The organism is Halomonas sp. 3H (assembly GCF_024206005.1).
GTDB lineage: Bacteria > Pseudomonadota > Gammaproteobacteria > Pseudomonadales > Halomonadaceae > Halomonas > Halomonas campaniensis.
The window spans coordinates 1,990,032-2,015,442 of the sequence record NZ_CP100360.1; the positions used below are offsets into that span (position 1 = coordinate 1,990,032).

At 70.2% G+C, this 25,411-nt stretch carries 21 protein-coding genes; 10 read left to right on the top strand and 11 right to left on the bottom strand.

Translation table 11 applies throughout. The features are described 5' to 3' along the window. Positions 1 to 176: 176 nt before the first annotated feature. From NFC98_RS09290 to NFC98_RS09305, 4 genes are all read left to right on the top strand, one after another. Complete coding sequence (locus tag NFC98_RS09290; RefSeq protein ID WP_254274725.1) at positions 177 to 2,603, top strand: outer membrane beta-barrel protein; 2,427 nt, start codon at positions 177 to 179, stop codon at positions 2,601 to 2,603. Positions 2,604 to 2,804: 201 nt separating this feature from the next. Then, positions 2,805 to 3,989 carry a hypothetical protein gene (locus tag NFC98_RS09295; RefSeq protein ID WP_254274726.1) on the top strand — a complete coding sequence of 395 codons (1,185 nt, stop codon included), beginning with the start codon at positions 2,805 to 2,807 and terminating at the stop codon, positions 3,987 to 3,989. A gap of 73 nt (positions 3,990 to 4,062) precedes the next feature. Next, the gene (locus NFC98_RS09300) at positions 4,063 to 4,527 is read left to right on the top strand and encodes a hypothetical protein (protein ID WP_254274727.1); all 465 of its coding nucleotides are present in this window, start codon (positions 4,063 to 4,065) and stop codon (positions 4,525 to 4,527) included. Positions 4,528 to 4,646: 119 nt separating this feature from the next. Then, the gene (locus tag NFC98_RS09305; protein WP_254274728.1) at positions 4,647 to 5,240 is read left to right on the top strand and encodes a DUF3833 domain-containing protein; all 594 of its coding nucleotides are present in this window, start codon (positions 4,647 to 4,649) and stop codon (positions 5,238 to 5,240) included. A 43-nt stretch (positions 5,241 to 5,283) separates the two neighbouring features. On the opposite strand, the gene NFC98_RS09310 is transcribed toward NFC98_RS09305, so the two are convergent. From NFC98_RS09310 to gorA, 4 genes are all read right to left on the bottom strand, one after another. Beyond that, positions 5,284 to 5,679: an ectoine synthase gene (locus NFC98_RS09310; RefSeq protein WP_183330590.1), complete on the bottom strand. Its 396-nt coding sequence runs from the start codon at positions 5,677 to 5,679 to the stop codon at positions 5,284 to 5,286. A 90-nt stretch (positions 5,680 to 5,769) separates the two neighbouring features. Beyond that, complete coding sequence (gene ectB / locus NFC98_RS09315; protein WP_254274729.1) at positions 5,770 to 7,035, bottom strand: diaminobutyrate--2-oxoglutarate transaminase; 1,266 nt, start codon at positions 7,033 to 7,035, stop codon at positions 5,770 to 5,772. An 84-nt stretch (positions 7,036 to 7,119) separates the two neighbouring features. After that, complete coding sequence (gene ectA, locus NFC98_RS09320; protein WP_254274730.1) at positions 7,120 to 7,695, bottom strand: diaminobutyrate acetyltransferase; 576 nt, start codon at positions 7,693 to 7,695, stop codon at positions 7,120 to 7,122. Between the two features lie 276 nt (positions 7,696 to 7,971). Then, positions 7,972 to 9,351, bottom strand: a complete 1,380-nt coding sequence (gorA, locus tag NFC98_RS09325; protein WP_254274731.1) for a glutathione-disulfide reductase — start codon at positions 9,349 to 9,351, stop codon at positions 7,972 to 7,974. Positions 9,352 to 9,521: 170 nt separating this feature from the next. Between gorA and can the strand changes: the two genes are divergently transcribed. Further along, entirely contained in the window at positions 9,522 to 10,169 is a 648-nt protein-coding gene (can, locus tag NFC98_RS09330) for a carbonate dehydratase (protein WP_254274732.1), read from the top strand. 3 nt (positions 10,170 to 10,172) lie between these two features. Here can and NFC98_RS09335 read toward each other — a convergent pair whose 3' ends face one another. Beyond that, complete coding sequence (locus NFC98_RS09335; protein ID WP_254274733.1) at positions 10,173 to 10,661, bottom strand: cytochrome c; 489 nt, start codon at positions 10,659 to 10,661, stop codon at positions 10,173 to 10,175. A 156-nt stretch (positions 10,662 to 10,817) separates the two neighbouring features. Between NFC98_RS09335 and pepQ the strand changes: the two genes are divergently transcribed. Both pepQ and NFC98_RS09345 read left to right on the top strand, forming a co-directional pair. Next, positions 10,818 to 12,113, top strand: coding sequence for a Xaa-Pro dipeptidase (gene pepQ, locus NFC98_RS09340; RefSeq protein WP_254274734.1), 1,296 nt, complete (start codon positions 10,818 to 10,820; stop codon positions 12,111 to 12,113). 7 nt (positions 12,114 to 12,120) lie between these two features. Beyond that, entirely contained in the window at positions 12,121 to 13,155 is a 1,035-nt protein-coding gene (locus NFC98_RS09345; RefSeq protein ID WP_254274735.1) for a hydrolase, read from the top strand. Here NFC98_RS09345 and msrA read toward each other — a convergent pair. Genes msrA through NFC98_RS09365 form a run of 4 tightly spaced genes read right to left on the bottom strand, consistent with a single transcriptional unit; the run spans position 13,136 to position 20,603 of the window. After that, a complete protein-coding gene (gene msrA / locus NFC98_RS09350) occupies positions 13,136 to 13,750 on the bottom strand; it encodes a peptide-methionine (S)-S-oxide reductase MsrA (protein WP_254274736.1) in 615 nt (204 codons plus the stop codon). The two genes, NFC98_RS09345 and msrA, sit on opposite strands and share 20 nt — an antisense overlap. Before the next feature lie 39 nt (positions 13,751 to 13,789). Next, the gene (locus NFC98_RS09355; RefSeq protein WP_254274737.1) at positions 13,790 to 17,812 is read right to left on the bottom strand and encodes a translocation/assembly module TamB domain-containing protein; all 4,023 of its coding nucleotides are present in this window, start codon (positions 17,810 to 17,812) and stop codon (positions 13,790 to 13,792) included. Continuing rightward, complete coding sequence (locus tag NFC98_RS09360) at positions 17,776 to 19,653, bottom strand: autotransporter assembly complex family protein (RefSeq protein ID WP_302055048.1); 1,878 nt, start codon at positions 19,651 to 19,653, stop codon at positions 17,776 to 17,778. The genes NFC98_RS09355 and NFC98_RS09360 overlap by 37 nt, the downstream gene beginning before the upstream one ends. A 59-nt stretch (positions 19,654 to 19,712) precedes the next feature. Next, complete coding sequence (locus tag NFC98_RS09365; RefSeq protein WP_254274738.1) at positions 19,713 to 20,603, bottom strand: hypothetical protein; 891 nt, start codon at positions 20,601 to 20,603, stop codon at positions 19,713 to 19,715. Between the two features lie 248 nt (positions 20,604 to 20,851). Here NFC98_RS09365 and NFC98_RS09370 point away from each other — a divergent pair, with 248 nt between their 5' ends. Further along, positions 20,852 to 21,430, top strand: a complete 579-nt coding sequence (locus tag NFC98_RS09370) for a superoxide dismutase (protein ID WP_254274739.1) — start codon at positions 20,852 to 20,854, stop codon at positions 21,428 to 21,430. Positions 21,431 to 21,537: 107 nt separating this feature from the next. Here the strand turns inward: NFC98_RS09370 and NFC98_RS09375 are convergent, their stop codons facing one another. Then, positions 21,538 to 22,842, bottom strand: a complete 1,305-nt coding sequence (locus NFC98_RS09375) for a UDP binding domain-containing protein (protein WP_254274740.1) — start codon at positions 22,840 to 22,842, stop codon at positions 21,538 to 21,540. A 5-nt stretch (positions 22,843 to 22,847) separates the two neighbouring features. Continuing rightward, a complete protein-coding gene (gene galU, locus NFC98_RS09380; RefSeq protein WP_254274741.1) occupies positions 22,848 to 23,738 on the bottom strand; it encodes a UTP--glucose-1-phosphate uridylyltransferase GalU in 891 nt (296 codons plus the stop codon). A gap of 203 nt (positions 23,739 to 23,941) precedes the next feature. On the opposite strand from galU, the gene ubiG reads away from it, so the two are divergent. Together ubiG and NFC98_RS09390 are read left to right on the top strand one after the other, a co-directional pair. Continuing rightward, complete coding sequence (ubiG, locus tag NFC98_RS09385) at positions 23,942 to 24,667, top strand: bifunctional 2-polyprenyl-6-hydroxyphenol methylase/3-demethylubiquinol 3-O-methyltransferase UbiG (protein WP_254274742.1); 726 nt, start codon at positions 23,942 to 23,944, stop codon at positions 24,665 to 24,667. A gap of 5 nt (positions 24,668 to 24,672) precedes the next feature. Next, the gene (locus NFC98_RS09390) at positions 24,673 to 25,350 is read left to right on the top strand and encodes an HAD-IA family hydrolase (protein ID WP_254277819.1); all 678 of its coding nucleotides are present in this window, start codon (positions 24,673 to 24,675) and stop codon (positions 25,348 to 25,350) included. The last annotated feature ends 61 nt before the right edge of the window (positions 25,351 to 25,411 follow it).

The window sequence follows — 25,411 nt, forward strand, 5'->3', positions numbered from 1 at the left end:
ATCATGGGATCGCGTGAAAGCATCCCCCGCGGCATCAGGTCAATTATTGATGGATCTCACATCGGAAGTCCTGAAAGCGTGCCATGCTGCGGAATGAGTCCTGGCGTCAGCTGCCCAGCTCGTGCTGCCGGGAACTCGAGGGAACCCCCAATGACTGGACCGGCAAGGACACCCCCATGAGGCATTCAAGGCACCCCGTTCCGGCGTCGCGTTTCGCCATCCTGCCGCTGTCCCTGGCCATCGCGCTGGCCAGTGACGCCATGGCCCAGGAGTCGACCAACTGGACTCACAACGTCGGCGTCACCGTCGCCAACGAATACAACGATAACGTCTTCTACGAGCGCGAGAACCGCCGCTCCGACACCGTGACCCTCGTCTCGCCCTTTGCCGAACTGGTCGGCAGCGGCGAGCGTCACGAGGTACGCCTGCGCGGCGATGCCCAGCGCGGCAAGTACCACGAGTTCGGCAGCGAGAACTATACCGACTGGCGCCTGGCCAGCGAAGGCCGCTTCGCCTACAGCCTGGCCGGCAGCGTGTTCGGCGGCGTGTCGCTGGCGCGCGGCCACGAGGAGCGCTCCTCGCCGGATGACGTCAATGGCGAGGAGCCGACCCGCTATGACCGTGTCGGCGCCTTTGCCGGAGTCAACCACACCTTCGGCCGCATCACCGCTCGCGTAGGCGGCACCTGGGAGTCGCTGGACTTCGATAACGTGCCGGCCGCCGGCGGCACCAGCATCCTCCAGGACGACCGGGATCGCCAGATGAGCACCTTCGGCGGGCGCTTCGGCTACCGCCTCTCCGACCGCCTGGAGCCTTTCGTCCAGGCGGCAATGGATGTGCGCGACTACGACGACCCGGGCACCATCGATCGCGATTCCGAGGGCTACAATGCTGGCGCAGGGCTGATCTACCGCCCCCGCGCCGACCTCCACGCCGAGCTGATGGGCGGCTGGATGGAGCAGGACTACGACGACCCGGGCCTCGATGACATCAGCACCTTCGACGCCGGTGCCGAGCTGCGCTGGCAGCCGGAGGGCTCTCCCAACCGCCTCACCGCCCGGCTGGACCGCACTATCGAGGAGACCACCATCGAGGGGGCCTCGGGGAGCGTGCGCACCGGCATCAGCGCCCAGGCTACCACCGCCATCCGCCCTGACCTGACGCTCAGCGCCCGGGCCAGCTACAGCGACCACGACTACCGGGGCACCTCCCGCAACGACAACCTGCTGGGGCTGGGGATGGGCCTGCGCCACTACCTGAATCCGCACCTCTTCGTCGGCGTGGACTACGACTTCCTGCAGCGCGACTCCAGCGAGCCGGCCGAGGATTTCGACAACAACCGCCTGATGGTCAGCCTGGGGACCCAACTGGAGCGCGGCTACGAGGATGCCGCACTGCTGGCCGCGGCGCGCCATACCGACACCCTGGGCGGCTTCTATCTCGGCCTGCAGGGCGGGCTCGGCGAGGTGGGCACCGCCCAGGCCGGCCCTAGGGCCACCGGCCAGAACGGCACCCTGCGGGCCGATTTCCGCGATACCGGCGAGACGCTGGGGCTGTTCGGCGGCTACGCGCTGACCTTCGATGACTGGCGGCTGGCCCTGGAGCTCGAATCGGACCACGCCGGTCCCGGCTGGGAGCATGTGCGCAGCGGCGATGGCCGGGCCTTCTCGGTGGAGAAGCAGCGCGACATCGGGCTGGGCCTGCGCGTCGACCGGTTGCTGGCCGGCGGCAATGCCGTCTACGGTCGCTTCGGCCTGGTGCGGGGCCGCTTCGACGCACGCTACGCCGAAGGCGGCGAGAAGCTTCAGGACGAGGCGTGGCACGACGGTCGGCGGATCGGCGGCGGCCTCGAGGTGCCGCTGGCCACCACCCTGGGCCTGCGCATGGACTACAGCTACACCAACTACGATGACATCGACATCGGCACGGGAGACGCCCGCGACGACTTCACCTTCGAGGAGAGCCTGATGCGCCTCGGGCTGGCCTGGCACCCCTGGCGACAGGCCAGCGCACGGGCCCCGGTCGCACCGACCGCCCATGATGGCTTCTATCTCGGTGCCCATACGGGTTACGGCAGCCTGGTCACCGACCTGCGCGGCCCACGCACCGCGCCCACCGAGCTGGCCGCCGAGTTCGGCGACAGCGGCGGCCTGACCGGCCTGCATGCCGGCTACGGCAGGACCTTCGGCCGGATCTACCTGGGGGCCGAAGTCGATGCCGAGGTAAGCGACATCACCTGGAACCACGAGCGCCTCCCCAACGGCCGCACCTACTCGGTGGATCGGGAGTCGAGCCTGGGCCTGGCGCTGCGTGCCGGCTACGTCATCGACAGCGGCGCCCTCCTCTACCTGCTGGCCGGATCGGCCTGGACCGACTTCGAGACCCGCTACGCCCGTGGCCGGCAGCGGGTCCACCTGGACGAGACCGAACAGGGCTGGCGCTTCGGCGGCGGCCTCGAGGTGCCCCTCAGCGATGACCTGCACCTGCGCATGGAGCTGACCCAGACCCGCTATGACGACGTCGAGGTCGACTACGGCACCGGGGTGGATCGGCTGGAGAGCGAGGAGCGACTGATGCGCCTGGGGCTTAGCTACCGGTTCTGACAGGGCCTGGACAGCGGGCGCCTGTGACCCGGCACTGCCGACCAGGCGCCTGCGGTCAAATGCCGCATGACATATTGATATGCATCAACGCGTGGGTTCAGGGAGCGGACTATCTTCAGAATGCAGGCGCATAAACGACGATGGCTCTGCTCGTTTCAACATGACCAAGCATGTGACCATGGCGTCACTCAGGGGGTTATCATGAGCACCTTCTACAAGAAGCTTTCCCACTCCCGTCTCGCCGCACTCACGGGGGGAGCCATCCTGCCGCTGGTCGGGGCCGCCTTCATCGGCGCCGCCACCCCGGCCGAGGCGTTTCTCGTCGACCGCGCCGAGGCGCAGCAGGGGCAGGGGCAAGGCCAGGGAGCCGGACGCGACGCCCTGAACGTCGGCCGCGGCATGGGCCCGGGGGGTGCCGGCCGGGGCCAGGGCCGCTCGGTCGAATCCGACATCTTCCGCGACGCTGGCGGTCGCCCCACCGACCGTGGCGGCCGTCCGGATGATACCGGGGGCGGCGGTCCCGACAGCGGCAAGGGCGGTGACTACGGCGATATCGTGATCATCCTGCGGGCCGATGACGGCACCCCCATTCTCGACGACAACGACAATATCCAGCCCTGTCTGACGGTGGACTGCTCCGAGTACACTCAGCTGGTGGAGGCCGAGGATGGCAAGTATGAGCTACCGGAGGGGGCCATCGCCGTGGAGTTCGGCCGCCTCAACGTGGCCCGCTCGCCCTCCAGCGTGACCGATCGCGCCCTGACCGAGCTTCTCACCGCCTTCGACGGCCAGACCATCGACTCTCTGGAGTGGACCGATGAGTCCGGGCGCCTGATCACCCCCTCCGGGGCCACCATCGACTCGCCGATCGAGAACCTGGCGCTCTACGTCGCCCTGCTCGAGGCCTCCCGTGAGGACCCGGTGGATGGCGTCTACACCCTGTCCATGACCACCAATCCCCGCGGCCACGATCCCTCCGAGACCTTCAGCATGGACGTCTCCGCCGACCTGGTGATGCCGCTGCTGGCCTCCTCCTTCGCGGCGGCCTCGGACAAGTTCGGCGACCTGACCATCGACAAGGTAATGGGCATCACCGGCTTCCTGGGCCTGGAGAGCGAGCTCTCTGCCCTGGTCAGCAACCCGGACTACACCTACGACCGCCAGGACACCTATGACGGGGTAATGGTGGATATCCTCCAAGCGGTGGAGATCGAGGGCCAGACCTACTACCAGGTGGTATCGGTCAACCTCTATGATGTCGTGCCCTTCAGCGATCCGGTGATCATCGAGGACAACGGCTACGGCATCGATACCTTCACCATGCAGGCGGACGACGCGGTCAAGGTGCTGCTCTACGTGCACGACTACGCCATCGACGCTGAATAGGACGGAAAGCCACTCGGCCAACGCATATGGCGGCCCCCTTGCGGGGCCGCTCTTGTCTCGACAGGAGGCATCCATGAAAGCGCGACACTCCCCTGCCCTGCGACGGCTGCTGGTGGCCGGCCTGCTGCCACTGGCCCTGGCGGTGGGCAGTGCCCAGGGCGAAGTCTTCAGCGCCTCGCCCTCCCTCCTCGACCCTGGCCTGCTGTTGGCCAGCAGCGACCATGCCGATGGCCACGACAGCCATGGCGGCGGCCACGACCGCGGTCAGCGCGGCGGCCAGGGCCAGGGCAAGCGTCTCGGCAAGGGCGCCGGCACCGGTGAGGCCCGGGGCGGCCACTCGGTGACCGATGACATCTTCCGCGACGAGGGCTTCACCCGGGCCAACCCGGACCGCGGCGGCGGCCCGCCCGAGGGGCGCGGCGACCACGAGGACGGCGACGACCACGACCATGAGGAGGGGGATGACCACGATGGCGGCCCGCCCGAAGGACGTGGCGGTGGCCATGAGCCGGGAGAGGAGCACGACCACGAGAGCTGAGGCCGCATCTGGCCGGCACCCCTGCCCGAGCGGGAACCGGGAGCCGGCCATGTCAGGCATGGCGGCAGCGATCATGATCGCCTAGTATTCCTGTACCTTTATTTGACAAGGATACAGAAATGTACAGGAAAATGGCATGGTGGCTGGCCCTGGTGCTGCTCCTGGCGGGCTGCAGCAGCGTCGACATCGATCGCTACGCGGACACCACCCCGAGGCTCGATATCGGCGAGTACTTCGCCGGCCAGACCCGCGCCTGGGGCATGGTCCAGGACTACCGTGGCGAGGTCCAGCGGCGCTTCACCGTGGAGATCGACGGCGACTACGACGGCGACACCCTGACCCTGGACGAGCACTTCGTCTACGACGATGGCGAGACCGACCGCCGGGTCTGGACCTTCCAGCGTCAGGACGACGGCCGCTGGATGGGCCGCGCCAACGACGTCGAGGGGCCGGTGGAGGCTCGCCAGTCGGGGCACGCCTTCAACATGACCTATCGACTGCCCGTGGAGGTCTCGGGTCGCGAGATCACCTTCACCCTGGACGACTGGATGTTCCTGCAGCCCGACGACCGCCTGATCAACCGTACCGCCATGAAGAAGTTCGGCATCACCCTGGCCGAGGTCACCATCGTCTTCGAACGCCTCGGCGGAGACGCCGACTCCCACAACGCAGACACCTTCTCGGACACCAACGCAGACGCCCCCGGCACCTGAGGTGCCGGGGGCGTCATCATGCCTTGGCGTGGACCGCCGGGGCTCAGCCCTCGTCGGCCGGGGCGTAGGAGCCATCCTCGCGATGCACTTCCTTGCCGGTCAGGCCGGGCGTGAAGACGCAGGCCAGGTGCATGGTCTTGCGGGCGCGCAGCAGGTGCTCGTCATGCTGGTCGAGGATATAGATATCGCCCGGCTTGATCGGCCAGATCTTGCCGTCGGCCAGGGTCTCGACCTCACCCTCACCCTCGATGCAGTAGACCGCCTCGAAGTGGTGCTTGTAGTGGATGTGGGTCTCGGTCCCCTCGTAGATACGGGTGATGTGGAAGGAGCAGTTGCCGCCATCATCGGCCAGGCTCAGGCGGGTGCTGTCCCAGTTGCCGTTCTCGGCCTTGACCAGGCGATCGGTCTTGCGGCATTCCTCGAGATTGCGAACGATCATGGATGATCTCCAGTGGTGTCCAGGAAGGACCGGCCGCTGACGCCGGCCGGTCGGTGACCGGGGCCGCCCGGGGGCGGTCCCCTCAGACTATCAGCTCAGCGCCTGCTTGGCGCTGGCCTCGAGGATGTCCAGACCCTTGTGCAGGTCGGCATCGGGGATGGTCAGCGGGCAGAGGCACTTCACCACCTCGCCGTCCTGGCCGCTGGTCTCGATGACCAGGCCGTTCTCGAAGGCCTGGTGGGTGATCTTGTCGGCGACCTCGCCGGTGCCCACGTCGATGCCGCGCATCAGCCCGCGACCCCGCACGGAGGCCTCGATGCCCTGCTCGCGGATCCAGGCGGCGATGCCGGCGAAGCGCTCGGCAACGATCTCGCCCTTGCGCTGCACGTCGCGCTCGAACTCGTCGTTGCCCCAGTAGTGGCGCAGGGCCGCCGCGGCGGTGGTGAAGGCCAGAGCGAAGCCGCGGAAGGTGCCGTTGTACTGGCCGGGCTTCCAGGCGTCGAGTTCCGGGCGCATCAGCACCTGGGCGAAGGGCAGACCGAGGCCGGAGAGCGACTTCGAGTTCGTGACGATGTCGGGCACCACGTCGGCATGCTCGAAGCTGAAGAACTTGCCGGTGCGGCCGCAGCCGGCCTGGATGTCATCGACGATCAGCAGGATGTCATGGGCGCGGCAGATCTGCTCAAGGCGCTTGAGCCAGTCGGTGCTGCAGGCATTGATACCGCCCTCCCCCTGCACCGTCTCGACGATCACGCCGGCCGGCACGTCGAGGCCGCCGGACTTGTCGGTGAGCAGCTTCTCGAAGTAGTCCAGGGTGTCGGTACCGTCGCCCAGGTAGCCGTCATAGGGCAGGAAGGTGCCGCCCACGGTGGGCACGCCGCCGGTGGCCTCGCGGAACTTGCGGTTGCCGGTGGTGGCCAGCGCCCCCATGGTCACGCCGTGGAAGCCGTTGGTGAAGGTCACGATGTTGTGGCGACCCTTGGCATTGCGCGCCAGGCGAATCGCCGCCTCCACGGCATTGGTGCCGGTCGGTCCGGGAAACTGCACCTTGTAGTCCAGGCCGCGCGGCTTGAGGATCAGCTCCTCAAGGGTGGCCAGGTAGTCCCGCTTGGCGGCGGTCCAGAAGTCCAGGCCGTGGATGATGTTGTCCTCGGCCAGGTAGTCCAGCAGCGCCTGCTTGATCTTCGGGTTGTTGTGGCCGTAGTTCAGGGTGCCGGCGCCGGCCAGGAAGTCGATGTACTCGCGACCATTCTCATCGGTGAGGCGGGCGTTGGTGGCCTTGGTGAAGACCACCGGGAAGGAGCGGGAATAGGTGCGAACGTCGGATTCCATGCGTTCGAGGATCTGGGTCTGCATGAGCGACCTCCTGTCGGTAGGAAGTGAAGGACGAGAGGAACCGGCGGCCGGCATGACGCCGGCCGTCGACAAGACGGGAAGGAATCAGATGCGGTCGGTCTGGAAGGGACCAATGCGCACCAGGTTCTCGGGGTCGTGCTCGCCACCGAGCTGGTCGGTGGAGAAGTACTCGCGGCTGTTGAGCGGCGCCTGCCAGCGATCGGCGAGACGACGGAACAGCCCCCAGGAGGCCTGGTTGTCAGGGGTGATGGTGGTCTCGAGGTGGTGGACCTCGACCAGTTCCGGGCGAGACATCACGGCCTCGACGAGGCGCCGGGCCAGGCCGGTGCCGCGGGCCTTCTCGCCCACGGCGACCTGCCAGAGGAAGTAGGTGTCCGGGGCATTGCTCTTCACGTAGCCCGACACGAAGCCGACGATCTCCCCCTCTTCGTTGGTGGCCACCGCGCAGGTGTCGCGGAACTGGGTCGCCAGCAGCAGGTAGGCATAGGCGGAGTTCACGTCCAGCGGCGGACAGGACTTGACCAGTTCGTAGATGCCCCAGCCGTCGTCCGGGTTCGGCTTGCGGATGAACAGCGGCATGGCATCGAAGCCGACAACGGCATCGGCCACGGTCGGGCGGGCCAGGTCGGCGGAAGGCGTGAAGGGTTCGGTTGTTGTCATCTCGGCTGGTTCGCTGTAGCGAATTTGGAAGGCATTATAACAGTGGCATCCCGCATTTCAAAGCTGGGATTATTCTGCACACGCAGATCCATAACAGGAGATTATGCCAGTGCCGTGAACGGTCGCCGGAACTCTGCCTGTTGCCTGGGTGGCGCCACGAGACGCGCCCTGCCCTTCCAGAATAGCCCACTTCCGGCGTCCCGGGAGGGCGAGGCGAAAAGCCGACGGGCCGCCCCGAGGGGCGGCCCGTGATGCCGACGACAGACCCTCAGGCGCTCAGCGCCGCGTCGGAGAGCGCATGGTGACGAACTCCTCGGCCCCGGTGGGATGGATCCCCACCGTGGCGTCGAAGGCGGCCTTGGTCAGGCCGGCACGCACCGCGATGGCAATGCCCTGGATCACCTCGCCGGCCTCCTCGCCCACCATGTGGGCACCGACCACCACGTCGCTGGCATCGTCGACGATCAGCTTCATCAGGCAGCGCTCGCTGCTGCCCGACAGCGTGTGCTTCATGGGACGGAAGTCGGCGGTGTAGACGCGGATCTCACCGCACTGTTCGCGGGCCGCCTCCTCGGAGAGCCCCACGGTGCCGATGTTGGGATGGCAGAAGACGGCCGTGGCGATATTGCGGTAGTCCAGCGGTGCCGCGGGCGGGGTCTCGCCGAAGTGGTGCTGGACCATGTGCATGGCCTCAGCCAGGGCCACCGGGGTGAGCTCCGGCCCGCCGGTGACGTCGCCCAGCGCGAGGATCGAGGGCAGCGAGGTCTCGAAGCGGTCGTTGACCCGCAGGTAGCCGCCGTCGTCAAGTTCCAGGCCCAGCGCCTCCAGGCCCAGCCCCGCCAGGTGCGGCCGGCGGCCGGTGGCGGCCAGCACCGCGTCCACCTCGAGTCGCTCGCCGCTGGTCAGGGCCACCGCCAGGCCACCCTCGACTCGCTCGATGGCGGCGATGTTCTCCTCGAAGTGCAGGTTGACCCCCTTGACCGCCATCTGGTCCCGGGTGAACTCGCGCACCTCGCGATCGAAGCCGCGCAGGAACAGCTCCCCGCGGTAGACCAGGTGCGTCTCGCTGCCCAGGCCGTTGAAGATGCTGGCGAACTCCACGGCGATGTAGCCGCCGCCCAGCACCAGGAAGCGCTTGGGGAAGGTGTCGAGGTCGAACACCTCGTTGGAGGTCAGGGCCAGCTCGCTGCCGGGGAAGTCGGGCACCCAGGGCCAGCCCCCTACGGCCACCAGGATCTTCGCGGCGGTGTGTGTCTCGCCGGCCACCTCCACGGTGTGGGGGTCCACCACCCGGGCGCGACCATGAATCAGCTGGACCCCGGCCCCCTCGAGCAGGCGTCCGTAGATGCCGTTGAGACGCTTGATCTCGCCGATCTTGTTGTCGCGCAGCGTGGCCCAGTCGAACTCGGGCGCCCCCGGGAGCTGCCAGCCGAAGCCGGCGGCGTCCTCGAAGGCGTCATGGAAATGGGCGGCATAGGAGTAGAGCTTCTTGGGCACGCAGCCCACGTTGACACAGGTGCCGCCGAGGTAGCGATCCTCGGCCACGGCGACCCGGGCACCGCTGGCCGCCGCGGTGCGGGCCGCACGCACACCGCCTGAGCCGGCGCCGATGACGAAGAGGTCCCAATCATGCTGGGGGGCGAGGTTCTCGGACACGGGGGGGTCTCCTTCTGCTGTGGCCACAAGGGCCGACACGTCGTGGCCGCATCATACCAGCCGGGCCGGGGCCTCGGCAGGCGTCGATTTGACCCACCGTCGGTCAGGCGGTAAAAGGAGCCACCGGTCGCAAGACCAACTCCGTCATACCACCGGATACGCTCTCCCCGATGAACCAGGAAATCGAAGGCCTGCTGGACAACAACCGTGCCTGGGCCGCGCGGGTCAGCCAGGATGACCCCGACTTCTTTGCCCGCCTGTCGCGGCAGCAGAACCCCGCCTACCTGTGGATCGGCTGTTCCGACAGCCGGGTGCCGGCCAACCAGATCATCTCCCTGCCACCCGGCGAGGTGTTCGTGCACCGCAACGTGGCCAACCTGGTACATCCCAACGACCTCAACGCGCTGTCGGTGCTGCAGTACGCCGTCGAGGTGCTCGGCGTCCGCCACATCATGGTGGTGGGCCATTACGGCTGCGGTGGGGTGCGCGCGGCGGTCAGCGGCGGAGACAACGGCATGGTCGACATCTGGCTGCACTCGGTCCGGGAGCTCTACAGCCGCCATCGCGCCTCGCTGTCGACACTGCCCCTGGACGAGCAGGTGGACCGCATGTGCGAGCTCAATGCCCGGGACCAGGTGATGAACCTGTGCCGAACCAAGATCGTCCAGCACGCCTGGCAGCGCGGCCAGGAGCTGGCCGTCCACGGCTGGGTGTACGGACTGGCGGACGGGCGGGTGAAGGACCTGGACTGCACGGTGTCGGGCCTGGATCAGGTGGATACCCTCTACCGCATCGATCGGCTGACACCGGCCGGCTGAGGGTCAGTACCGGTAGCGACGGTGACAGCTGCGGCAGGTCAGGCTCAGGTCCGACAGCTCGCGGGTCGCCGCCGCGTAGTCCTCCGCCTCAGCGGCGGCCCGCAGCGCCTCGACGCGGGTCTCCAGGGCGTCGAATCCCTCGCTGAAGGCCTCCCACTCCTCCCAGATGCGGGCACGGGCCTCGGAGCCGCGCCCGTGGCTGCCCTCGATGAAGGCCGGACGGAGATGGTCGCCGCTGGCCCGCTCGGCCAGTTCCTCCAGCCGGGGCGCCGCCCCGCGGGCGTCGCGGTTGTTCACCAGGTCGAAGCGCAGCTGGCGCACCAGCCGCTCGATCTCCTTGAGCTCTTCCCGCCGCCAGGTCACCGCCTGGCGCGGCTCCTCGAAGGCCGGGGCGCTGCCGTTGGCCGTGGCGGCGTCCGCGGCCGGTTCGGCCAGCAGCTGCGTCATCGGCAGGCCGGCGAGCAGCAGGACGAATAAGGGACGGGTGAGCATGTCGTCGACTCCCAGGTGGTCCGGAACGCGGGGGCTCCTGCATCGCGCAGGAGGAGCGCATGATGCCAGGCCGCAAGCGGGCTGTCTTCCCCGCCCACAGGCGCGGCCGCAGGCGTTACACTCAACAAGACTCCCCATCGCATCACAGGACCCCCGATGACCGAGCTCGACCAGCAGCAGCGTGACCATCTCCGGGCGCTCGATGATGCCTATGCCCGGGTGCTGGAGGCGCAGGGGCTGGATGGCGTGCTGCTCTACAGCGGCCATCCCGCCCGGCACTTCGGCGATGACCAGCACGCCAGCTTCGCCGCCTACGGCCACTTCATCCACTGGACCGGCCAGGCCGAGCTGGCCCACTGCTGGCTGCTGATTCGGCCGGGCCAGGTGCCGGTGCTCTACCTGCATGCCCCGGCGGACTTCTGGCACCTGCCGGCGCGTCTGCCCGAGGCGCCCTGGGTCGACCACTTCCGGGTCGTGCCCCGCGACCGGCTCGACCCGCCCGCCCTGCCCCCCGGTCGCCATGCGGTACTGGGCGATGTCGCACCTGCCGACGCCAGCGCCCTGGGGGCCGAGCTCAACCCGGCGGCACTGGTCACCGCCCTGGACGAGCTGCGCGTGCGCAAGAGCGACTACGAGGCGAGCTGCCTGCGCGAGGCCAACCGTTGCGCCATGCAGGGCCACCGGGCGGCCCGCGAGGCCTTCCTGGCCGGCGGTGCCGAGCTCGATATCCAGCTCGCCTACCTGGGGGCCTCCCGCCAGCGGGAGTCCGCCCTGCCCTACGGCAATATCGTCGGGGTCAACGCCCATGGCGGCGTGCTGCACTATCAGCACTACGCCCTGGAGGCGCCGCCGCGCCGACACAGCCTGCTGGTCGACGGCGGCCACCGCCATCGCGGCTACTGCGCCGACATCACCCGCAGCTGGGTCGGCCCCGACGCCGACCCGCTGTTCGCGCCGCTGGTCGCCGGCGTCACCGCCCTGCAGCGGCGACTGATCGACTTGCTCACCCCCGGGGTGAGCTTCGTGGCACTGCATCGGCGGATGCACGAGGGCCTGGCGGAGCTGCTGGTGGCACACGGCCTGGTGACGGCCTCCCCCGAGGCGGCCCTGGCCAGCGGCATCACCCGCGCCTTCTGCCCCCATGGCCTGGGCCACCTGCTCGGCGTGCAGGTCCACGACGTGGCGGGCCGCCTCGACGGCGAGGGCCAGCCCCTGCCGCCGCCCGCCGAGCATCCGGCGCTGCGCCTGACCCGGGAACTGGAGGCGGGCATGGTGGTCACCATGGAGCCGGGGTTCTATGTCATCCCGATGCTGCTCGCGGCCCACCGCGGGCGCTCGGAGCTCGACTGGGAGCGGGTCGACCGCCTGGCCAGCCACGGCGGGATCCGCATCGAGGACAACGTCCGGGTCACCGACCGGGGCCCCGACAACCTGACGCCCCAGGACGAGTGACGCCGCCATGACCGGTCAGCTCCATCCCGCCGACTTCCGCCCGCCCCGCGGTCTGGCCAACCGCCACGTGCAGACCCTGCTGCCACGCCTGCTCCCGCGCCGCCGCCTCCCCCACCGCGTGGAGATCCTCGAGCTGCCCGACGGCGACTTCGTGGAGCTGGCCTGGGCGGACCCCGCCCCCGCCGACCCGGCGGCCCCGGTCTTCGTGCTGTTCCACGGCCTGGAGGGCTCCCTGCACTCGCCCTATGCTCGGGAGCTGCTCGCCACCGCCGCGGGCCTCGGCTGGCGGGCCGTGCTGATGCACTTCCGCGGCTGCGGCCGCCTGCCCAACCGGCTGCCCCGCGCCTACCACAGCGGCGATACCGCCGACGCCTACTGGCTGATCGGCCAGCTCGGCCATCGCTATCCTCGGGCCCTCAAGGTCGCCGCCGGCGTGTCGCTGGGCGCCAACATGCTGGTCAAGCTGGTGGCCGAACAGGGCGGCGACGGCCTCGACCTGGCCGGCGCCATCGCCATCAGCGCCCCCCTCGACCTGGCGGCCTGCGCCGAGACCCTGCACCGGGGCTTCGCGCGGGTCTACGAGCGCCACCTGCTGGCGTCCCTCAAGGCCAGGACCGCGGCCCGCCTCGACGCGCTGCCCCTGGCCCTGGACCGGGCGGCGCTGACCGCACTGGACAGCCTGCGCGACTACGACGACGCGGTGACGGCCCCGCTGCACGGCTTCGCCGGCGCCGAGGACTACTATCGACGCGCCTCGGCCGGACGGCTGATCGGCGAGCTGGAGCTGCCCACCCTGCTGCTCCACGCCGACGATGATCCCTTCATGCCCCCGGGACTCTTCGCGCGGCTGCCGTCGCCGGGTGACGCGGTGCGGGTGGAGGTGGCCCGGCACGGCGGGCACGTGGGGTTCATGGAACGCCGTGGCGGCCGCCTGCGTTCCTGGCTGGCGCGCCGAGTGGCCCGCCAGTTGGAGGACTGGTCCCGCCCGGCCGGCGGCCAGGCGTGGCCCGACCGGCGGCGGGTCAGCCGATCGGGCAGCTGACGCCGGTGCCACGCAGGCCGCAGTAGCCGCCCGGGTTCCGGTCCAGGTACTGCTGGTGGTACTCCTCGGCGTAGTAGAAGGCCGTGAGTGGCGCGATCTCGGTCGTGATGGTGCCGCCGCCGGCACGCGCCAGGGCCTGCTGGTAGGCCTCGCGGGTCCGCCGGGCCGCCTCGAGCTGGTCGTCGCCGGTGGTGAAGATCGCCGAGCGGTACTGGGAGCCCACGTCGTTGCCCTGACGGTCGCCCTGGGTGGGGTCGTGGGCCTCCCAGAACACCTGCAGCAGCCGCTCGAGGTCGATGCGCTGAGGGTCGTAGACCACCCTGACCACCTCGGCATGGCCGGTGCGCCCGGTGCAGGTCTCCTCGTAGGTGGGATGAGGGGTCACCCCGCCGGCATAGCCCACCGCCGTGACGACCACCCCGGGGAGTTGCCAGAACAGCCGTTCGGCCCCCCAGAAGCAGCCCAGGCCCAGCACGATCTCCCGCAGCCCCGCCTCGAAGGGGGGCAGCATGGAGCGGCCGTTGACCCGGTGCACGCCGCTGACGGTGATGGGGGTATCGCGCCCCGGCAGGGCGCGGGCAGGATCGAGGGTCATGGTCGTCTCCTGGTTAACGGGTTGAATATGTTAACGGGTTCATTCGTCGAGCCTGGGCGGCTTGCCCGGCCGGCTGAAGGCATAGACGAGATCCACGGCCTGGGCCGCCCCTGAGATCGCCTCCAGGTAGAGGTTCCGCCACAGGGTATAGCGTAGGGTCAGCTCGGCGATGGGCGAGAAGACCCCGACACCATAGCTGATCTTCAGGTCGTCGGTGAGCTGGCCGCTGACCACCACCTGGCTCTCCTCGCCGGTCCCCGCGGTCTCCAGGGCCAGCTCGGAGATGCCGAAGGCCTCGCCGATGGCGCCCACCGCCCCGCCGGTCTGGCCGAGGGTCAGGCCCAGCAGGGCCTGGGTCAGGGCCCCATCGGTATCGCTGTCGTCCGGGGCTCGGCCGCGCAGCAGGTAGGAGAGCGCCCGCGCCTCGTCCATGGCCGGCTCGGAGAAGACCCGCAGCTGCGGGGACTCGGCGGTGCCGGTGACGCGCAGGCCGGCGATCACCCCGTCCTGGGTCACGTTGGGGTTGCGGATCGCCTCGAAGCTCAGCAGCGGCTGGTCGGGGGGGCCGCTGAACAGCAGCTGGCCCTCGCGGATCAGCAGGTCCTGGCCGTAGGCCCGGAAGCGTCCGTCCACCAGGTTGACGTCGCCGAACAGCTGAACCGGCCCGCTCTGCTGGCGCACCTCGAGCACGCCGGACAGGCCCGACTCCAGCCCGTAGGCGGAGAGCTGCATGTCCGGGCCGAGGCGCAGCTCGATCTGGACGTCCACCGCCATGCCCGCCTCGGCCAGGGCCTGGGCGGCGCTCTCGCCGGGCTCCCCGTCCGCCACCTCGTCGGCGCGCTCGGCCTGGCGCTGCGCTCGCTCCTCGTCACGGCGGGTGATGATGATCTCGTCGGGGCTGGGCGATACCGCCGACGCCGGCAGCTCGCCGACCTCCAGGCGCGCCCAGGGAACCTGCACATTGCCGCGCACCTGCAGCCGGTCGGGACGCACGCGGATCTGCAGGTCGGGGGCCATGCGCAGTTGGCCGAAGGCCGGCAGCACGGCCAGCAGTGGCTGGTCGCGACCGTCGATGTCGACGGCGACGCGCCACTCGTCGGGGCTCGGCCAGGCGGCATCGCCGCTCAGGTCGAGACGGCCCTCCTCCGCGGCGATGAAGCCGCTGATCTGGCCCCGGTCACCGTCCAGCCGGACCTCCAGCTCGCCATCGCGCACCTCGAGGGGGACATCGGCCCCCTGCACGCGCAGGCCAGCGAGGCCGATGCGCCCCGCCAGGCCCGGCGTCTCGCGGGTCCCGGTGATCCGCACGTCGCCGGCGAGGCCACCCTCCAGAGTCTCCATGCCGGCCACCAGGGTACGGAACCGGGAGAGCTGCAGGTCGGACAGCACCAGACGACCGTCCAGGCGACCCTCGCCGGCGGGGTCGTCGATGCGCATCTCCAGGCCGACCTCCCCGGCCTCGGCCAGAACCAGCGACAGATCCACCGCGGCACTGCCCGGGTCGGCCCGGCCCGCCACCGTCAGGCGCGTGGCCGGCAGCTCCCAGGGCTGGCCGTAGGCATCGAGCCCCGCCACCTCGAGCTCGCTCTCCAGGCGCAGGTCGGCCTGCCAGACCGTTCCGCCCTGGCGCCATTCGGCTACCAGCTCGGCGTCGGTGGCCCCGTCCAGGCGCCAGTCGTCGGGTACGACCTCCGCGAGCAGCGACATCGGCAGCGCGCGAAGCGACAGCCGCGCCTGGCCGCTGTCGGCCGAGGCGTCCAGCGCCTGGTCGAGGCACAGGGCCCCGCCCTGCTCGCGGCGCAGGCAGAAGGGCTGGACCCGGGCGCTGCCGGCGACCAGGTCGGCCTCGAAGGCGAGCGCCTCGTCGAGGCGGATATCGCCGAACTCGGTATCGACCTCCAGCGGCATCAGGCGCCCGGTATAGCGCTCTCGGGCCGGGTCGAGGCCGCCCTCCAGAGCCAGCCCGGCGCGGGAGAGCGGCATGCCCCGGCCGGCCTCGGCCGACAGGGTCAGGCGGTGGTCGGAGAGGCGGCCCGCCAGGGCCAGGTCGATCTCGCTGAAGCGCTGACCGGCGGCATTCAGGCGCTCGATCTGCAGGCCCAGGTCGAGCGCCGGATCCTCCAGGCCGCTGACCCGACCGGCCAGTCGCAGCCGATCGAGGCGATGCTCGGCAAAGCGCAGGGCGTCGGCGGTGAACTCCAGGTCGAGCTGGGGCGCCTCGAGGGTGCCGGTGGCCGCGAAGTCGCCGGCCAGGGTGCCGGAGAGGTCATCGTGCAGGCTCGCCAGGGCCGGCATGTCGATCTCGCCGGCCAGGTCGAGCGCCTGCTCGCTGATCCGCCCCGCGGCCGACAGTCGGTTGTCGCCCTGCCGGAAGTCCAGGGTGTCGACCCGCCACTGCATCGCGCTGTTGCCGGCGAGGCGGGCGCGCAGGGAGAGCGGCAGCTCCTGGAGCTCGCCGTCGATGGCCAGGCGCGGCACCTCGACGGCCCAGCCCTCCCCGGACTGGGTGAAGGCGGCCTCCAGGTCACCGTCGAGGCGCCCGCTGATGCCGTCGACAAAGCGGCCCGGGTCGACGCGGTCCAGCCGCACCCGCGCCTCCACGGCCAGCTCCTCGGCCCAGTCGACCCGACCGCGGGTGGTCACCGATGCCCCGCCCAGGGTCAACGACAGCGGCGTCCAGGCGAAGTGCTCGAGGTCGCCGGTGCCGGTCAGGGCCACCCGGGTATAGGGAACCTCGGGGCCCTCCACCATCAGCGAGGCGGCGACCCGGTAGTCCAGCAGGCTGCCCTCGAGGCGCAGGGTGAGGGCCTCCACCAGCCAGGGCGCCACGGGGTCGGTCGGCTCGTCGTCAGCGTCCGGCATGGCACCGGGCAGCGGCCACTGGATCAGCTCGCTGGTGAGCGAGGCGGTGAAGGGCAGCGTCGGGTCCAGGACATCCAGGCGGGCGTCGAGGTCGGCATTGACGGGCCCGGAGAGCCCGAGGCGCACCACCAGGTCGGCGAGGCTGCCGTCCAGGGCCAGGTCGATCCGTTGCCCGGCCAGCTCGGGCAGTCGATCGGGCAGCCAGAGCGCCGCCTCGAGGCGCGCCTCGAGCGGATAGTCCTCGCGCAGCGTGACGCTGGCCGCTAGTCGCGCGTCGGCGTCGCGGTTGCTCACCGTGAGCGGCCGGATCATGATCTCGTGCCCCTGGCCCGAGAGGGTGAGCGCCAGGCGCTCGACACCGTACTCCATGGCCCCCTCGATGCGGGTGTCCTCGACCAGCAGTTCCGGCACCTCGAGGCGCAGCGGCAGCGAGATCTCGGGAAGCTCGCGGCGGGGCTGGTCGACCAGGGGAGCGGCGGCCAGGCCCTCCAGCTCGGCGGCAACTTCCGCCGGCAGCGGGGAGCGCACGGCGATCGCCGCGTCGATCGCCTCGGCGACGACCCGGGGGCCCTCGTGCTCGCCCTCGCTGAGGGCCAGCTGCGCACCCGGGGAGAGCGGTAGCAACAGCCGGGTGCCGGCCAGGCGCGTCGGCAGCAGGGTCAGGGTATCGTTCTCGGCAACGGCCCCGCTGGTGAAACTCTCCCAGCGCACCCGGGTGCCGTCGGCGAGGCTGATCTCCACGTCGATCAGGGCCAGCGCGCGGATCTCCACCGGGAACGGCAGGTGGATCTCACCAGGCGGCTCCCCCGGCTCGGCGGGCGCGTCGTCCGGCTCCCCCTCGCCCAGGCGGATCCTCGCCCCCTCCACCGCCAGGGTATCGAGGCAGAGGCGGCCGGCGAGCACACAGTCCTCCGCCCAGGCCAGTTCGAGGCGCCGCACGGCGACCCGGGCGGGGCCCGCCTCGAGGCGCAAGCCATGCAGCACCAGGCGGTCGAGGGGGGCCCCCTCGGAGGCCTCGAGGGCATAGAACCCGCGCTTGTCCCCCTGCTCCAGCAGCAGGCCGGTGCCCCAGGGGGACAGGGCCAGGCCGAGTACCAGGATGACCAGCCCCAGGAGCCAGAGCGGGAGCAGGATCAGCAGGCGAAAGAGGGCCCAGAGGAAGGTCAGAACTCTGGACCGATGGCGAAGTGAAGGCGCCACGCATTGTCCTCGTCGTCGAAGGGGTGAGCGATATCGAAGCGGATCGGCCCCACCGGGGAGATCCAGCGCACGCCGAGGCCGGCGCCGGTGTTGAGGTCGTCGGGGCCCCACTCGTCGAAGGCATCGCCGGTGTCGATGAAGGCCGCCCCCCACCAGTCGCCGGTCACCCGCCGCTGCAGCTCGGCGGTGGCGGTGAACAGCTGCTGGCCGCCGGTCAGCCGCCCCTCCTCGTTGCGCGGCGCGAGGCTTTCGTAGGCGTAGCCGCGCACGCTGCGGTCGCCGCCGGCGAAGAAGCGCAACGACGGCGGGATCTTGCCGAAGTCATCGGTCTCGATGGCGCCGAAGCCGGTGCCGGCCACCAGGCGCGTGTTCTCGCCGAACATGCGGATCCACTGGCTCTCGCCGGTGACGCGCACGAAGTCGGCATCGGAGCCCCACAGGCCGTCGGAGACCTCGAAGGCGATGCGCTGGCGGTCTCCCCAGCTCGGGAAGGTGGGATTGCGGGTGCGCGTCCGGGACCAGCGGATACCGGGATAGAGCAGCAGCACCTGCTCGGACTCACCGCCCTGGGTGAAGTCCTCGAAGGTGCTGCGCACGTAGAGGGTCTGCACCCAGCGGTTCTCGAACTCCCAGCGCCGAGCCGCCTCCAGGGTGGCCTCCAGGGAGCGGGTGTCCTCGTTGTCGCGATGGCGGAAGCCGTACTGGAACTGGTAGCGGTCGCGCAGCGGGTCCTCCAGCGGCAGGGTATAGACCCCGCTGAAGCGCTGCTCGGGCGCGGCAAGGTAGAGGTCATGATCCAGGCTGTGGCCGAAGCGGTTGATCCACGGCTGGTGCCAGGCCAAGCGGGTGCGCGGGCCCACGTCGGTGGCGTAGCCCACGCCGACCTCGAACTGGTGGCGGTCGGCCGGGGTGACGGCAATGTCGATGGGGACCACCGGCGGCCCGGTCCGCACCACCCCCGTGGCGCTGCCGATCGCGGCCGCGCTCAGCCGCGGGCCGTCTGCCTCGGTGGCCGGCGCCTGCCGGTCGGGAACATCGAGTTCCTGCCACCAGTCGAGCGGCGCCTCGTCCAGGGCGAGGCCGCGGCCCTCGACGAGCCGGGGACGCACGGTGATCGAGCCGAACCATTCGGTCTGGCCCAGGCGCTGGTTGTAGCGGGCCAGCTCGCCGGCCAGATAGGGGTCGCCCGGCGCGAATGGCAGCAGGTTGAGCAGGCGCTCCCTTTCGATATGGCTGCCGCTGATGGTGACGTCCCCGAACCGATAGCGGGGCCCGCTGTCCAGCGCCAGGTAGAGGCGCGCGCTCTCGGCGAAGGGTCGGACCTCCATGCGCCGGTCCACGAAGCGCCAGTCGAAGTAGCCACGCTCCAGGGAAAGGTTGGCCAGGCGGCCACGCAGGCGGTCATAGGGGGCATGCACGAGCGGGTCCCCCTCGGCCAGGGGAAAGGCGTCGATCGCCTCCTGGAACGGCGGGTCGCCCTCGGCATCGCCCTCGAGCCGGAACGAGAGCGTCTCGATGCGCACCCGCGGCCCGGGCTCGATGGCGAGCTCGACGTACCGGGGCGGTTCTTGCTCGTCGAGGGTCAGCTCGAGCACCGGCTCGTAGTAGCCGTAGACCCGCATCGCCTCCCGGGTCCGGCGCTGCACCTCGCCCTCCACCCGGGTCCGGCTGTACTGGGTGGCATCCAGGCCATCCAGGTAGAACGCGACGTTCTCGGCCACGTCCCCCGACACCCCCTCGAGACGCGCTTCGAGGGCCCAGGCCATGGGCGGCATGCCCAGCAGCGTCATGCCGGCACAGAGCGTCGCGGCGCCCAGGCGAGTGACCCTGTGATTGTCCATATCTCGACGCCTTCCTGTCTGCGACCCAACGGTACGACTCGGTGCGCGGCAGAGACGCCTCAAGGCCGCAGGGCCTCGAGGCGCGCGCTCAGGGCCAGCTGGGAACGGCGCAGCTCGCCGATCTCGGCCTCCAGCGCACCCAGCCGGCCGGCCAACGCCTCGAGGCGTTGGGCCTCATCATCCCGTGAGCCGCCGGCCGCTTCAACCTCTGCGGCCACCCCGGCCAGACGCGCGGCGAGTGCCTCGACGCGCTCCTCGCGGGTCCTCGCCTCCTCGGTCAGGCGCTCCTCGAGGGAGGCCTGGGCCTGCTCCAGGCGGGCCAGCGCCTCACCGCGACCGGTATCGGCCTCCAGCTCGGCCAGGCCCTCGTCGAACTCGGCGAGGCGCCGGGCATCGCGTTCACGCGCCTCCGCCAGGGCCGCGATGCGCTCCTCCAGCGCGGCACGCCCCTCCTCGCCGGCCCGCTCCAGAGCATCCAGCGAGGCGCCGGTCGCCGCCAGCATGGCCTCGCGGGTGGCGGCGGCCTCGCCGATGCGGGTGAGGCGCTCTCGCAGTCCCTCCAGGCGCTCGTCCAGATCGTCGTTCCGTTCCTCGAGCCGCTCCTCCAGGACGCCGAGATGGCCGTCAAGGGCCTCGTCGCGGCGCTCCAGCGAGGCCAGGCGGCCCTCGATCTCGTCGAGGGCCTCCCCTTCGCCCAGGGCGGTGTCGAAGCGGGCATGCACGTTGGAGAGTTCGCCACTCAGCCGGGCCAGGTCCGCCGTAAGCCGGTTGCGCTCCTGCCAGCCGTACCAACCCAGGGCACCGCCGGCGGCGACCAGTCCCAGGATCAGCAGCCACAGCGGCCAGACGCGGGGAGGCGGCGGGTGACGCAGGCGGTAGGCCGACAGGCTGCTGTCCGGATCCGGCACGATCGGTCTGGCATACCGGCGGTCATCCGGGCGCTCTGCCATGGCGAACTCCTTCTCTCGAGCGGGGGAATGGCGGCCACCGTGGTCCCGCGGGGGGCGGGAGGCGGAATTGGCGGCCCTTGAGCCGGGTGCTATGATGCCGCGGCACCCTGCACGGCGTGGCAACAGTGTAAGGTTTTTTTACCCCGGAACGCACGAAGCGGCGGCCAACGCAGCGGCGCCCTCGAGATTCGGGGAAAGGATTCCGCACTGTCACGCCGTGACTATCGTGAAGACCGAGGAGAACCTGAATGGCATTTGAACTGCCCGCCCTGCCGTATGACAAGAACGCACTCGAGCCGCACATCTCCGCCGAGACCCTCGAGTATCACTACGGCAAGCATCATCAGGCCTATGTGACCAAGCTCAACGAGCTGGTCAACGGCACCGATGACGCCAGCAAGTCCCTGGAAGAGATCATCAAATCCTCCTCCGGCGGCCTGTTCAACCAGGCGGCCCAGGTCTGGAACCACACCTTCTACTGGCACTGCCTGTCGCCCAACGGCGGCGGCGAGCCTTCCGGCTCCCTGGCTGACGCCATCAATGCCAAGTTCGGTTCCTTCGACAAGTTCAAGGAAACCTTCAATGCCAATGCCGTGGCCAACTTCGGCTCCGGCTGGACCTGGCTGATCAAGACCGATGACGGCGGCGTCGACATCGTCAACACCAGCAATGCCGACACCCCCATCGCCCATGGCCAGACCCCGCTGATGACCATCGACGTCTGGGAGCACGCCTACTACATCGACTATCGCAACGCGCGTCCCAAGTACCTCGAGAACGTCTGGAGCGTGCTGAACTGGGACTTCGTCGCCCAGAACTTCGGCTGAGTTCGCAGCGCGACAGGCGCTCAGCGACGCCCCGAGACGAGACGGCCCCGCATTGGCGGGGCCGTCTTCGTTCGCGGGGCACTGGACAGCTGGAGGTCCTGCCCGGATCAGGCAGGCAGCGGGTCGGCCCGGCGGCCGATACCGCGGTAGTGCAGCCCCTGGGCGGCCACCCACGCCGGGTCGTAGATATTGCGCCCGTCGAGCAGCAGCTTCTCGTCGAGCCTCGCCGAGAGCCTTGCCCAGTCGGGGTTCCAGTAGGCCTTCCACTCGGTCACCAGCATCAGCGCGCAGGCCCCCTCGCAGGCGACGTAGGGGTCGCCATCGAACACCTCGAGCAGCGGATGTTCGCCGACCTCGGCCAGCAGCGCCGGGATCGCCGAGGGGTCGTGCAGGCGAACCCTGACCCCCTGAGCCCACAGGGAGCGCAGCAGGGTCAGCACCGGGGCATGGTCGATGCGCGCGGTACCGGGCTTGAAGGCGGCCCCCCAGATCGCCACCGTGCGCCCCTCGAGGCGGCCGTGAAAATGCGACCAGAGCTTGCGGAACAGCGTCTCCTTCTTGTGCTCGTTGATGTCGAGCACCTGCTCCAGCAGGGCCGAACGGCGCCCGCTGGCCGACTGCACGTCCGCCAGGCGCATCAGGTCGCGGGAGAAGTTGGGGCCGCCGAAGCCGCAGCCGGGATAGAGGTACTCGTAGCCGATCCGCGAATCGGAGCCCATCCCCTGGCGCACGAACTCCACGTCGACGCCCAGGCTGTCGGCGAGGCCGGCGATCTCGTTCATGTAGCTGATGCGGGTAGCCAGCATGCCGTTGATGGCCAGCTTGGTGAGCTCGGCGGCGCGACGCGGCATGCGCTGGAACACCTCGCTGCGTCGGTTGAAGGCACGCAGCAGCTCCCTGACCCGGGCCTCGGCGCCGGCATCGTCGCAGCCCAGCAGCCAGCGCCCGGGGCGGGTGAAGGTATCCCAGGCCCGCCCCTCCTCGATCAGGTCGGGCAGGGCCACGGCGTGGCCCTGCCCCTCGAGCAGGGCCTCCAGCCGCTCGGTCTCGCCCACCGGAAAGGTGGAGTTGTTGACCAGCACCAGGTCGCCCGGCGACGCCTTCGCCAGCCGTGCGAGCAGGGGCGCGACCTCGCCGCGCTGCTCGGGGGACAGCGAGAGCCACACCACTTCCTGGTCCGCCAGGCACTCGGCCGCGGTGGCGCCCTCCTCGACCAGCCGCAGACTGCCGCTGGCCTGTGCCTCCTCCAGCTGGAGCAGCAGGCGCGGCTCGCGACGCAACCAGTCGGCCCGGGCGAGCGTGGCCCAGGGGGCGGCCGCATGGGGCAGCCAGGTGACCCGGTGCCCGACCCAGGAGAGGGCCGCCGCGGCGGTGGCGGCGGCGAGTTCACTGCCGTGGATCAGCACACGCATGACGCTCACTCCTCGCCGGCGTAGCGGGCCAGCAGTTCCCGGAAGCCTTCGCCGTAGCGGGCATGGCGGCGCCCATAGGCGAGGATCGCCTCGAGGTAGCCGAGCTGGTGTCCACAGTCATAGGTCTTGCCGCGCATCCGCCAGGCGTCCACGCCCTGCTGGCGACGCAGGGTCTCGATGGCATCGGTGAGCTGGATCTCGTTGCCGGCCCCCGGCGGCGTCTCCGCCAGCAGCGGGAAGATGCTGCCCGGCAGCGCGTAGCGGCCGATCACCGCCAGGTTGGAGGGCGCCTGCTCCACCGGCGGCTTCTCGACGACGCCGGCCAGCGGCCGTGACTCGCCGGGCCCCGGGACCTCGCCGCCGGTGTCGACGATACCGTACTTGTAGACCAGCTCGCGGGGCACTTCCTCGACCATCAGCTGGGCCCGGCCGGTCCGCTCGAAGGCGTCCAGCATGCCGGCGAGGTCGTTGCGCTCGAGGCCATCGTCATCCACCAGCACGTCGGGCAGCAGCACCGCGAAGGGCTGATCATCGCCGATCACCGGCCGCGCGCAGAGCACGGCATGGCCGAGGCCGAGGGGCTCGGACTGGCGCACGCTGATGATATTGACGTCGCCGGGCACGATGGAGCGGAGCTCCTCGAGCAGCTCGTGCTTGCCCTTCGCCTCGAGGCTCGCCTCGAGCTCGAAGTGCTTGTCGAAATGGTTCTCGATGGCGCCCTTGCTGCCATGGGTCACCAGCACGATGTCGCGGATGCCCGCCGCCACCGCCTCCTGCACCACATACTGGATCACCGGGCGGTCGACGATGGTGATCATTTCCTTGGGGATCGCCTTGGAGGCCGGCAGGCAGCGGGTGCCGAAGCCGGCCACGGGAAGCACGGCCTTGTTGATCATGGTGAAGTCCTTGTCCGGGATGTGATCGTCATCCCGCTCTCGCCCTCACTGCGATGGCGTGGGTCATGGGAAAGCCTCCCCGAGAGCGGGTAGAATGGCCATGATACCGGACGATCCTCGACCTGCCACTGTGTCGACTCGGCGACAAATCAGGTTGGGACAGCAAGTTGATTCCACGATTCCACAACGGACGGAGAGCTCAGATGGGCGCAAGTCACACGCAAGCGGGCAACGTCGATCCCGGCGAGATCGCCAAGTTCGAGGCCCTGGCCAGTCGCTGGTGGGACCCCGACAGCGAGTTCAAGCCGCTGCATGACATCAACCCCCTGCGCCTCGACTTCATCGACGCCCGTGCCGGCCTGGCCGGCAAGCGGGTGGTGGACGTGGGGTGCGGTGGTGGCCTGCTGGCCGAGGCCATGGCCCACCGTGGCGCCGAGGTCACCGGCATCGACCTCGGCGAGGCGCCGCTGGCGGTGGCCCGGCTGCATGCCGAGGAGAGCGGGGTCGAGGTCGACTATCGCCATGTCAGCGTGGAGGCGCTGGCCGAGGAAGCACCGGGCCGCTTCGATGTGGTGACCTGCCTGGAGATGCTCGAGCACGTGCCCGACCCGGCCTCGGTGGTGCGCGCCTGCGCGGCCCTGGCCAAGCCCGGCGGCCAGGTGTTCTTCTCGACCCTGAACCGCAACCCCAAGGCCTACGCCCTGGCGATCCTGGGCGCCGAATACCTGCTGCGCATGCTGCCCCGAGGCACCCATGACTACGCAAAGTTCATCCGTCCCGCCGAGCTTGCCGCCTGGTGCCGGGGGGCCGGCCTGGAGGTGCGCGAGCAGAACGGCCTGGTCTACCACCCCGTCACTCGCCGCTACCGCCTGTCGGAGCGCGACGTCTCGGTAAACTACCTGATGCACTGCCGCCGGGAGGCCCCGTGAGCGAGATCGCCGTGCGGCCCGAGGCGCTGCTCTTCGACCTCGACGGCACCCTGGTGGATACCGCCCCGGACCTGGCCCGGGCCACCAATGCGCTGCGCGCCCACCACGGCCTCGCCCCCCTGCCCTATGCGACGATCCGCGCCCAGGTCTCCAACGGCGGCAGCGCCCTGGTGACCCTGGCGCTGGACATCGCCCGGGAGGCCGAGGGCCACGACGAGGCCCGCGCCTTCCTGCTGGCGGCCTATGGCCAGGCGGTCGCCGAGGAGAGCCGGGTCTTCGCTCCCCTGGAGCAGCTGCTCGAGCGCTGGGAAGGCGCCGGCCGCCCCTGGGGCATCGTCACCAACAAGCCCCGCGCCTATGCCGAGCCGCTGGTGGCCGCCCTCGCACTCAGGCCCGGGGCGCTGATCTGCGCCGACGACCTGCCGGTGAAGAAGCCCGCGCCGGACCCGCTCTGGGAGGCCGCCCGTCGCCTGGGGGCGACACCGGCCGCCTGCTGGTATATCGGCGACCACCTGCGGGACATGCAGGCGGCGCGCGCCGCCGGCATGGCGGCCGTGGCGGTGGGTTACGGATACATCGAGGAGGGTGACGACTATCGGCGCTGGCCCGCGGACCTCTGGTTCGAGACCAGCGAGGCGCTGGTGGCCGCCATCGCCCCTGCTGAGACAGCTCCCACCCGCTGACCAGGGATTTGATCTGGTCACCCCTCCCGCCGGCCACGATACTGGTGTGGGCGGTCGCCGC